This window comes from Flammeovirga agarivorans, from assembly GCF_012641475.1.
Taxonomy (GTDB): Bacteria; Bacteroidota; Bacteroidia; order Cytophagales; family Flammeovirgaceae; genus Flammeovirga; species Flammeovirga agarivorans.
The window spans coordinates 609,662-621,482 of sequence record NZ_JABAIL010000002.1; the positions used below are offsets into that span (position 1 = coordinate 609,662).

9 protein-coding genes are annotated in these 11,821 nt (G+C 34.3%); 4 read left to right on the forward strand and 5 right to left on the reverse strand.

Annotated elements, in window-relative coordinates; translation table 11 throughout:
• Window positions 1-42: 42 nt before the first annotated feature.
• The 5 genes from HGP29_RS07250 to HGP29_RS07270 form a co-directional block, all read right to left on the reverse strand.
• A complete protein-coding gene (locus HGP29_RS07250) occupies window positions 43-1,155 on the reverse strand; it encodes a DEAD/DEAH box helicase (protein WP_168881703.1) in 1,113 nt (370 codons plus the stop codon).
• Window positions 1,156-1,328: 173 nt separating this feature from the next.
• Window positions 1,329-1,796: a hypothetical protein gene (locus HGP29_RS07255; RefSeq protein WP_168881704.1), complete on the reverse strand. Its 468-nt coding sequence runs from the start codon at window positions 1,794-1,796 to the stop codon at window positions 1,329-1,331.
• 227 nt (window positions 1,797-2,023) lie between these two features.
• Window positions 2,024-2,893, reverse strand: a complete 870-nt coding sequence (locus tag HGP29_RS07260; protein WP_168881705.1) for an NHL repeat-containing protein — start codon at window positions 2,891-2,893, stop codon at window positions 2,024-2,026.
• Window positions 2,894-3,082: 189 nt separating this feature from the next.
• Window positions 3,083-3,889 carry a LuxR C-terminal-related transcriptional regulator gene (locus HGP29_RS07265; protein WP_168881706.1) on the reverse strand — a complete coding sequence of 269 codons (807 nt, stop codon included), beginning with the start codon at window positions 3,887-3,889 and terminating at the stop codon, window positions 3,083-3,085.
• A 9-nt stretch (window positions 3,890-3,898) separates the two neighbouring features.
• Entirely contained in the window at window positions 3,899-4,684 is a 786-nt protein-coding gene (locus HGP29_RS07270) for a LuxR C-terminal-related transcriptional regulator (RefSeq protein WP_235958272.1), read from the reverse strand.
• Window positions 4,685-5,077: 393 nt separating this feature from the next.
• Here HGP29_RS07270 and HGP29_RS07275 point away from each other — a divergent pair, with 393 nt between their 5' ends.
• From HGP29_RS07275 to HGP29_RS07290, 4 genes are all read left to right on the forward strand, one after another.
• A complete protein-coding gene (locus HGP29_RS07275) occupies window positions 5,078-6,967 on the forward strand; it encodes a WG repeat-containing protein (RefSeq protein ID WP_168881708.1) in 1,890 nt (629 codons plus the stop codon).
• A gap of 185 nt (window positions 6,968-7,152) precedes the next feature.
• Window positions 7,153-9,093, forward strand: coding sequence for a serine protein kinase (locus HGP29_RS07280; RefSeq protein WP_168881709.1), 1,941 nt, complete (start codon window positions 7,153-7,155; stop codon window positions 9,091-9,093).
• Between the two features lie 72 nt (window positions 9,094-9,165).
• A complete protein-coding gene (locus tag HGP29_RS07285; RefSeq protein WP_168881710.1) occupies window positions 9,166-10,350 on the forward strand; it encodes a YeaH/YhbH family protein in 1,185 nt (394 codons plus the stop codon).
• Window positions 10,351-10,390: 40 nt separating this feature from the next.
• Window positions 10,391-11,806: a SpoVR family protein gene (locus HGP29_RS07290; protein ID WP_168881711.1), complete on the forward strand. Its 1,416-nt coding sequence runs from the start codon at window positions 10,391-10,393 to the stop codon at window positions 11,804-11,806.
• The last annotated feature ends 15 nt before the right edge of the window (window positions 11,807-11,821 follow it).

An 11,821-nucleotide genomic window follows, 5' to 3' on the forward strand; every position in this document is an offset into this window, starting at 1 on the left:
TACGAAATACCAAGGACTTTTTTTATTGGCTATGAATTTTGATTAATCAAAAATCTGTTCCATTGTGATACCAAACTCATCTTCAATCTCTGTTAAGCGATTAAGATCTTTTTTCGTAAGAATACAAAGAGAAAGTCCTTTCTTACCAGCTCTAGCAGTACGACCACTTCTATGAGTAAAGTATTCAGACTTATCCGGTAACTGATAGTGCACAACATAAGCTAAGTCTGCAATATCAATACCTCTAGCCGCTAAATCTGTAGCAACCAAAATTTGTAACTTCTTAGATTTGAAAGCACGCATTACTTTGTCTCTCTCATTTTGTGACAAGTCACCATGAATAGACTCTGCTTTAATCTGCTTACCATGTAACTGTTTCGCTACTTGTTGAGCATCTGCTTTCGTTCTAGTAAAGATCACACCTCTTTCATCACCTTGCTGACGTACGAACCAGTTTAATGTTTCCATCTTATGCTTCAGGTCAGTAATGATATACTCGAACTTGATTTTTTTATTGATCACATTCATTGGGTTCACCTCAATTCTGAATGCATCTTTTTTCATATACTTCTTAATAATCTCTTTAATCCCTGCAGGGAAAGTAGCGGAGAATAACCAAGTAGCTTTTTTATTTGTTGTCAGGCGAAGAATTTTATTTAAATCCTCCTTGAAACCCATACTTAACATTTCATCTGCCTCATCCATCACTACAGTTTTCACTTGTGATAAATCTACAGCATTTCTATTGACCAAATCAATTAGACGGCCTGGCGTCGCCACAATAATATGTGTAGGACGTTTTAGCTTATTGATTTGAATATCAATAGGAGCACCACCGTATACAGCTTCACAAAATACTTTATGATAGTACTTTGTAAATCTGAACAGTTGTTTTTGTATCTGTTGCCCTAACTCTCTGGTAGGTGATAAAATTAAAGCCTGAGGTTGTGGATTTTTAGGGTTTACAGCATGAAGTAATGGTAAACCAAAAGCAGCAGTTTTACCAGTTCCCGTTTGTGCCTGTCCAATAAAATCAGTTCCCTCTTGCATTAAAAACGGTATTGATTTTTGCTGAATAGCGGTCGGTTCTTCAATGCCGTTTTCCTTTAGTGCTTTCACAATTGCACTATGAATTCCTAAATCCTTGAATGTCATAATAATCTTAATGATTCATTTTTCGATCACAAAGGTAAGTGGATTTATCGGGATTTTATGAGTTGAAGAGATTTTGTAAGGATTCTTTAAGAATAAGACTATCAAAACATTGATTGAGCATAAAAAAAAGGACTGTGGGGAAGCAGTCCTTTTCTAATAATAGTATTACGTTTTTAATAACGATATACATCAACCCATTCTAGATAAACTATACGAGGGTTGTCAGCAAACATTGATGTGGGCAACTCAATTTCGTTGTAGCCTGTCGCCTTATCCATCTTTTTAATCTCTGTACCTTTGTACGTTGAGACATATTGTGGTCTACTACTGTCTGAACTGTAAAAGCGTTCGAAAATATGCTCTTTGTCCGTGTCAGTATAGGCTTTGAAACCTTCTACTCTGTCAAAGGGCAAGCGAACCACTATTTTCTCAGACCAAGTGTTCCCTTGTGGTAAAGTAATACTAGCTTTACCGATATCAGCGGCATGGACGAAGTCAATCACTTTCTCACCAATCGAGTCGGTCATTTTTACTTCATTGTGTCCTCTGATAGATTCATAGCGTACTGTCGTGTCAATCTCATCTTTTGTGCTACACCCAAAAAAACATAGAATTGATAATAATAATAAAGTTTGTCTCATTTAAGAAGTTTATAAATCGTGGAGTACAAGTAAGTTAATCTATCCATTAAAAGTTTTTGCTTGAGAAATTAAATTGGTACGATCCCTGAATTCATTAATTTTTAACGGAGCTTTAATTTATGAATTTTTACAGAAATATTATAAAAAATCGAAGAGTATTTGTGTAAAAAAAGCACTTTAAGTAAACAAAGGTACTTAAAGTGCTTTTTATGATATCTATTTGATTTCTAATAACCTAATTTGATAATATTTAGGTTATCCCCATATGCATTTGCTATGGCTAATTCGTTGGTTCTTTTGATGTATTTTAGACCACATGGACCATCAGCTGTTGACTGAATAATTCTTGGTTCTCTTTTTAAAGAATCTGTTACTTTAATAATCACATTTTCTTTTTTATCGGCTCCCCAAGCTGTTAAATAGTAGCTCATTGATCCGTTAAATGTAATATCTTCCAAGTAAGGATACTCCGGAATAGACAAGGCCAATTCAACCGTATTGTCTTTTAATGAACAAGAATAGATTCCTCCTCCAGATTCCTGAGAGCTTAAGATCAATACTTCTTTCAACTTTTTATTGTACAATAACCCCGCAGGTGCTATAACGTCTTTTGTAAGTACCGAAACATCTTTCTTCTTGATATTTATCTTAAAAACAGTGTTCGCCTCTTTATCAGAAACAAAGATATCTGTTCCATCAGAAGAAATTGATCTAAGAGCAGTAGCTCCTTCGACAGTTTGTTCAAAAACTTTTTCTTCTGTCTTTAAGTTAAATCCTTTTACAGCATTTGAATCTGCTACATATAAAATGCCTGACTCAATCATTACGCCTCTTGGATGGTTTAAACCTTTTACTGCAAATACAGCACCTCCACGTCGGCCTCTTTTAATTACTCCATTATTGCCAGGTGATGAAATATAAAAAAGTCCTGATTTTTCATCGAAAGCTACATCTTGTGGTGTTTGTAGTTTAGCGTCTGGATCAGCAGTAATTGTTTTTTTTCCTTTTGATTTTTTTTTCTTGGAATCATCACTCTGCCCTATTACAGCTTGAGAGATACCTAATACCAAAAATAAACTGATTAATATCCTATACATTTCTCGTCAATTTATTCTATTTGTTAACCCGATCAATGCACAAATATAAAAGAAGAATTAGTTCTGTATCATAATACTTAGTGTTATAAAATACTATCATTGATATATTCAATATTATTAAGAGCCAAAAAAGGTCAATAACATTGTTTATTATTGACCTTTTTAGTGAAAATTTTTATTTCGTTTACATTATAAAACACCCTTCTTGATTGCTTCTGAAGCCAAATGAATAATATTTTTCATCTTGTTCTTTTTAATCATGTTCTTTTTATGGCGATTAACTGTCTCCACTGCAATTTCTAACTTTCCTGATATTTCTTTAGCACTCATACCGTCAGAACTTAAAATCAGGATATCCTTTTCACGATCTGATAATTCAATGAGATGAGATGGCTTTTCTGGAGCACAATACGCTTCCACATTAAGGTTGACAGATTCTTTTTCCTCAGAGTTATAGAAATTGATAGTATAATTCTGATCTGTTGTGATATGAGAAATATTAGTAACACTAATAAAATACATCGTCACTTCACCATTCTTAATACGAATAGGAATGTTTTGTTGCATTAGTACTTCTTTTTTCCCTGCCTCACTAATTCCTCTAAAAGTAAAACTTGATTTATAAGGCTTGTTACCTCTTGTCGAGTACAAGTACAGATGATAACTAAATAGTTTATCAATGGTATATAAATACATCTGCCTATCATCATCCAATATAAATTCATTTACTAAATCTATTAGATATTCTACTGGCCCAGAAGGCACATCATCAGTAAAGTATGTTCCTTGAACAGCTAGAACTTGAAATGTTTGCTGCTCAACATCTAAAATGCATGAATAAGTAGGTCCAGGATAATGGTAACTCTTACTTTCTTCTAGAAGTTTATCATAATTATCTAAGTCTTTGATAACATTAGACTGTACTTTCTTACTCGTCCCTTTCTGACGGTATATATGTATCAATTGTTCCTTAAATGTAAGAGAAGCCTTTTTCATTTCAGTAGTCTAAAAAATATTGAGTCGCAAACAGTAACGAATGGTAACCATAATATTTTTTGTATTTGTCTTTTTAACGATATTCTTTTTGTGTGTCGTGACGGTATGAATACTCACATTGATCTTTTCAGCTAATTCCTGATTAGATAATCCTTCGCTAACTAAAGATAAGATCTCTATTTCTCGTTTGCTTAATGATAAAATAGCGTGACAGGTTTCTAAGTCTTCAACTGATGAGATATTACTAAATGCAATATTCTTCTCTAAATTTACAAAAGTGACACCTTTTTTCAAGGCAGAATCTAAAGTATCATCAAATAAGGTATTAAATACTGTAATTCTAACGATCTGTTTATCTTCAAAATCAACTTGTGTTACTTCGGCAAACACCTCTTCTACTCTACCGTCTTTATAAACAAAGGGGTACGAAAAAAAGGATCTAAAACCATTTAAGTTATCCTTATAGATGTCGTAAAATGTTTCTAAAATTTGTTTTATTCTAGGCAATGAAGTGGATTGAAATTCTTTTGTTCCAATAGTAAATCCATCAGCATTCAATATTTCATCTTTCGCGTAGCCAGTTACTGAAGTAAAATTCTCAGAAACGTTCTCAAATTTTCGGTCAAAACAGTTAAATATATAAGAGAAGTTGTCACCTAAACTTAAATACTTCCCTCTTAACCCTTCCTCTAGGTCGTTAATACTTGTCATGCTAGTAATATATAATAGGTAAAGGCACTCATCTTTAAATTGTGCAATCTCTACGGATAGTAAAACAAAAGTAATGAGATCCATTTTCATTACCAATTAAGCATTCATAAAATCAGCTTGAAATTGCATTAATCCCATTTTACCACCAAATAGTGATATAGAACTTCATTAGTAATCAAACAAAAAACAACACACATGTATCAGATTATCAATAACTTGAACAAATATCGATCATCCTATCAAAGCGTACTTATTCATATTTTACCATTGTGAGACATCTTCCTAATAAAAGCTAACAAAAGGAAATAAAGAATTTTAAGTTTCGTTATACTACTAAATGTTAAATCGACATCTACGCCCAAAGTTATTTTTTAAGTAAAAACAATCACTTTACTCATGTTTTCTCTTAAAAACTTTTAACTTGTATAACAAGACCGTCGAAATCTTTTAATCAATCATTTTCAGCTATTCTACAAGATGAAAAACAATAACTCAATTTTATTTTTTTTATTTTCTTTACTTCTTTCTTTGGGTGCTAATGCCCAGAATAAAGCACTTATCCCAATCGAACAAAATGGACTTTGGGGATACTGTGACTTTTCTAGAAACATTATCATCGAACCCCAATTTGATGACGCCAAACTATTTGATAACGGGTTAGCCATAGTAAGTAGCAACAATAAGTATGGTGTTATCAACCAAGAAGGAAACTGGGTCATCAGTAACAAATACAATGAAATTACTTCCACATTAGCTAATGATGAATTTATTGTAACAACATCAAAAGGTAAATCAGGGATCATTCACACTAATGGAAACAAAGTTTTAAACACCAAATACGACAGTGTTTTTGTATTTGATGAAAGAGGTGATTATTTGGTATTTAACAAAAACCAATGTGGTTTATATAATACGAACGACCAAAATTGGATTTTACCTGTAAAGTATACCGAAATTGCATATGATGAAAATAGCCTACTAAGAATTACTCAAGCGAATAAAATAGGATTCTTAAATGCCGAAAATTTCCAAATAGTTTCTGAACCTCAAATTATAGTCAATAAAACGAGAGGCGGTGTTGCAATGAAAGCCGTTGTTTTTGATGACTGGACAGATTTCTCAGTGGTAAGAACCGATGGAGGCTATAACATTCTAAACAAAGAAGGTAAAGTATTACTTGATACTTCGTCTCCACAAAAAATTGAAGAAATTGATATTGAACTGTATAACGCTAACGGTTACAATATACCTTCGAATGCTATGTATGTTGCTGAAGATCAAATTTTCTTAGCTGTTGGTGATACTTTTGAAGTCAAGAACATTGAAGAATATAAATTAAAGGCCGTAGATTACGATGGTCTTGGAATCCTACAAAAAGGCGATAAATTTTATATCACAAACTTAGATAAAACTGTTTCTGAAGGCTACGATAGCCTGTTCAGTTTTAATAAAGATTATCTGCAAGGTGTAAACTATAATCCTGCTTCCGGAACATCAACAAAATCATTAGTAGTTATCAATAAAAAAGATGCTGATTTAGGTAAAGAGGTCGTTTCTAATTTCACAACGATGATTTCATACTCCAACGATGATATAAATAAAGATCAACATTGGGCTTTAGTCATCTCCGATAAGAATAAACAAGGTATTTTTGATCTAGATAACAAAAAATACATCATTGAAGCTAAGTATGATTATATCTTCACTCCTTATCTTAAAGATTACGGCTTAATAATGTTAGGAGATGAAATTGGTAACTATGCTTTCTATAATGTAAAAACTAATAAAGTCATTTCAGAAATGACATATACTCCTACAGTCAATACAACGGCAGCGGATAAAGGAATATTATTCTTTGAGAAAAATGGAAAAGGTAGTCAATCGACAAAAGTATTAGATGTCTACTCGATTAAAGAAAATAAGTTAACGGGTAAAGTAATAAATGGTTATGATGTTAAAGTAAGAGCTGCCAAAGGTTCTTTACATTTTAACCCTAAACATTTAGGTTGGGAAACAAACCTAGCTTACGAATTTAGTGAGTTTGCTCCTGATAATTTTGAATACATGTATGTCAACGATCATGGTCATGGAGAAATTGGAATTGGGTTCCTAGATAAAGATTTTAAAGAATTAGTTCCTGCCAATTATGCTACCGTTTCTTTTGCTTCTGAAAAAGAACCTTATATAAAAGTAACTGACTTTATGTTCAATGAAGGAATGTTATCTCCTAAGGGTGAAGTGGTCGTTCCAATAGGAAAATTCCAAGAGGTGCACCCTATCTCAGACGGTATAATTCCTGTGGTAGATAAGAATGGGATACAGCATTTCCTTGATAAAAACGGCAACGAACTAACCGTAAACAACTGATATTTAATTCATTAATAGTTGTATTTCTTGAGTTTTGTTTGTAGATTATAAGAACTAAAGCATTTCACAACCTTACCTAACGGTTAAAATGCACCTGAAACTATAATCCACATAACATAATAAAAAGTACGCAAAACGATTCAATTGTGTACACCCATAATTATTACAAAACCAAGAACACAACTATGAATGCTGCAAATGATCAAAACGAGTTTAAAAAGCTCTTTGCCGCCTACCGAAAGAATAAATCGGTAGAGGAGGAAACCATGTCTTTCCTAGACTACTTGGAAGAAGTGCAAAAAGATACCGACTTAGCGGATCTAGCTCACAAGAGAATGTTTAAAGCAATTACAAACCAAGGCTTTAATGTTCTTGATACCGAGAAAGATGTCCGACTGAGAAGGATTTTTGGACCACACTCCAAACTAAAAAGTTATAATTTCTTTAAGGACGAGTTTTTCGGTATTGAAAAAGTATTGCAAAAGCTCGTCCGTTATTTTCACTCAGCATCCCTAAAAGGTGAAGAAAGTAGACAGGTATTATTTTTAGTAGGACCTGTGGGGGCGGGTAAATCTTCGCTGATTGAAAAGCTGAAAAGTGGTTTAGAACAATCCAAGCCATTTTATTTCTTAGAAGGGTCACCAATGAATACGAATCCTTTATGTGCGATACCACAAGATTTACGTCCCGAAATGGAAAGTCGCCTTGGCGTTGAAATTGAAGGAGAACTAGACCCAGTTACTCAACACATCTTAGACCATGACTTTAAAGGCGACTTTACCAAATTTAAAGTTGTAAAACGTTCTTTCTCTATTCGTAAAAGAATGGGAGTCGGAATGGTACCACCTGTAGACCCTAACAACCAAGACACCTCTGTACTTATTGGCTCCGAAGACATTTCTAAACTAGACCGTTACAGTGAAGACGACCCTAGAGTTTTAACTCTAAATGGTGCTTTCAATGTAGGAAATAGAGGTTTAGTTGAATTCATTGAGGTTTTCAAAAACGAAATTGAATACCTACATGTAATGCTTACCGCAACACAAGAAAAACGTATACCAGCACCAGGTAAACATGGTATGATATACTTTGACGGTGTGATCCTTGCTCACTCGAATGAAGCAGAATGGAATCGTTTTAAAGCAGACCATACCAATGAAGCTATTTTAGATAGAATTGTTAAAATCGAAGTACCGTATGTTCTAGAGCTGTCGGAGGAAATCAAGATTTATCAAAAAATCATTGGTAAATCGGACTTCAATGCACACATCGCACCACACTCGTTAGAAATCGCTTCAATGTTTGCCATTCTAACTAGGTTAAAGCCTACCAACAAATGCGATCTATTGACGAAGCTGAAGCTTTACAATGGTGATGAAGTCACAGAAAATGGGCAATCCAAACGTATCAACGTGATGGAGCTTAAAGAAGAAGTTGAAGACGAAGGAATGAGCGGTATTTCAACCCGTTTCATCATGAAGTCTTTAGATAATGCCCTATCTGACACAGAAACAAATACAATCCATCCTATTGCTGTTTTAGATGCTCTACAAAACAAATTGAAAGAAGAGCCTATGCCAGGTGATATTAAGGACCACTACATGCATATCCTTAAGGATATTCTTTATAAGGAATACCTGAAAATGCTTGAAGGTGATATCACAAAAGCATTTGTTCATGCTTATGATGAGCAGGCTGAATCATTATTCCAAAACTATTTAGATCATGTTGAAGCCTATGTACTGAAGAGAAAAGTTACAGGGGCCAATAATGAAGAACTTGACCCAGATGTTAAGTTCCTAGAGTCCATTGAACAACAAATCGGTATATCAGGAACAGCTGCAGATGGATTCCGTCAGGATGTAATGAGTTATGTAACGCATATTCTCAGAAGAAATGGAGAATTACATTACACAAGTTATGAACCTCTAAAAGAAGCTATTGAGAAAAAATTGATGGCGTCTGTTAAAGACATCACCAGAATTATTCTTAAAGCCAAAACTAGAGACGACTCACAGAAATCAAAATATGATGCTATGGTATCCCAAATGATAAATATGGGATATAATGAAGAAAGCGTTGAAGCGGTGTTATCATTCGCTTCAAACAACCTATGGAAAGATTAGCAGCATCATATAGGTTGTAGAGGCAAGGTGCCCCCGCCTTGTCTCTCTTTTACCTATCAAAAAAATTACATCATGGCTATTTTTAAAGAATTCAGCAAACAGAAAAGAGATCGTTCTGCTGCTGATAGGCAACGCCATAAAGAACTTGTAAAAGAAAAAATCAAGAAAGGTATTGCTGATGTTATAGCAGAAGAATCGATCATTGGTCAAGACAAAGACAAAAAGATTAAGGTTCCCATTAAAGGGATCAAAGAGTACCGATTTGTCTTCGGGTCTAACAAAGGAAAAGGTGCAGCACAAGGCACTGGTAAAGAACAAAAAGGGCAAGTAATACAAGACCAAAATGCCCAACAACAAAAAGGCAAAGGAAAAGGTGAAGCAGGCAGTGACCCTGGTGAAGATATCTATGAAACCGAAATCACACTAGAAGAAGCCATTCAGTTTATGTTTGAAGACTTGGAATTACCTGATATGGATCAGAAAAAGTACTTCCAGACAGATACTGAGGTGATGCGTAAACTGCTTGGCTATCAGAAAAAAGGAATTAGAGCCCGACTTTCAAAACGAAAAACTATGATGAATAGGATAAAGCGTATGAAAGCTAAAGGCATTGATAGCAAAGCATTATATGAAAGTAAAGATTCTTCTTTCCCTTTCCATAATGATGACCTAGTATACCGTAGGCTGCAAGTTGACACTGAAGAACATTCTAATGCAGTTGTTCTTTGTCTTATGGATACATCTGGATCTATGGATCAAGCAAAAAAGTACTTAGCAAGAAGTTTTTACTTTATGCTGTATACTTTTTTACAGACACGGTATGAAAACACTGAAATCATTTTTATCGCTCACCATACTGAAGCCAAAGAAGTGACCGAAGATGAGTTTTTCCACAAAGGAGAATCCGGAGGTACTATTATTTCCTCAGCATATAACAAAGCCTTAGAAATTATTGAAGAACGATATAATCCACTACTATGGAACATTTATGCTTTCCATTGTTCAGATGGTGATAACTTTTCTTCTGATAATAAGAAGGCTATCGAAAGTGCTGTGAAGCTAAGTAATGTCTGCAACTTGTTTGGCTATGGAGAAATTAAACCTGATGTCGGTTACTCATGGTCTTCCATGATTGATGAATACAAAAAAATCGAGGAAGACAACTTCATTTGTTTAAGAATGAGAACAAAAGAAGCCGTTTGGCCTGCACTTCAGAAATTTCTCAGAAAAGATAAAAGTAATACACTTATGGATTAAGTAAGTGCTATGAATATCCTTCATAAATAAACTATTAAAAATGGATTGGGTATTAAAAGATTTAGCAAAATGGAACGATAAGATTGAAGAAATTGCCCAAGAATGTGGTTTAGACTATTACCCTCAAGAATTTGAAGTATGTGATTACCATGACATGCTTGGGTACCAATCTTACGTAGGGATGCCTTCAAGATATCCCCATTGGAGTTTTGGAAAATCGTTTGAAAAACAAAATACCATGTACAAATTGGGAATGAGTGGCCTAGCTTACGAAATGGTTATTAACTCAAATCCCTGTCTTGCCTATTTAATGATAGACAACCCGTTATCAATGCAAATTTTGGTAATGGCCCATGTATATGGACATAATGACTTCTTCAAAAACAATATAAATTTCTCTAAAACAAGAGCTGAATATGCTCTAGAAATGTTTAAACTTAACGCTGACCGTATTCGTTCTTTTCATGAAACACCTAGTATTGGATATGAAGGTGTTGAAAGAATTTTAGATGCTGCTCATGCTATTAGTTTTCATGTTGACAGAAACCAACGCATTGTGCGCTTGTCTGAAGAAGAGCAAAGAATTCAACATTTTCAACATGTAAATAGAGAAAAAGACAATTGGGACGAACTCAAAAAACCTGAAAAAGATGAGGACTTTATTCCTGCCCTCTCAGAAGACTTGATGTTATTCCTTATAGAAAATAGTCGCTTTCTACAAAGTTGGGAAAAAGAAATCCTACGCATCGTAAGAGAAGAAACGTTATACTTTCTACCTCAAATGGAAACAAAGATTATGAATGAAGGTTGGGCCAGTTTCTGGCATTATACTATACTTCATAAACTTAACCTTCCTCCTGCTATGCATGTGGATTTTATCAGATCCCACAATCAAGTGATACGTCCTCATGTCGGTGGTCTTAATCCATATCACATTGGATTTACTTTAATGGCACACCTTGCAGGAAAAAAGGACGCTTTCGAATATGAAATCAATCCTAAAATATTTGATGTAAGAACTGTGGATAGAGATGCTTCTTTCTTAAGGAGATTCCTCACCAAAGAATTAATGGAAGAGTTGGGGCTTTTTGAGTACGAAAAAAACCAAGGAAGAATCACTGTCTCTAATACATCAGATGACTTCAAAGGATGGAAAGATGTTAGAGATACTTTGATTGCTCAAACAGGAACAGGTAGTATACCAGTGATAAAAGTGAAAGGAATTGCTCCTATTTCAAATTCACTAATGCTTGTACATGAGTTTGACGGTAGAGAACTTGAACTGGGATATGTAAGTAAAACCATGGAACATATCGCTACTTTATGGTCCGATTTTCCGGTAAAACTAGAAACTACTGTCGATGGACATGAAGTAACATGTATATACGCCAACAAAGAGTTTCGAGTCGAAGGTATAGATCGGGATGAAACCGAAACAGAATATACGCACATCTAAATGCATCAATGCTAC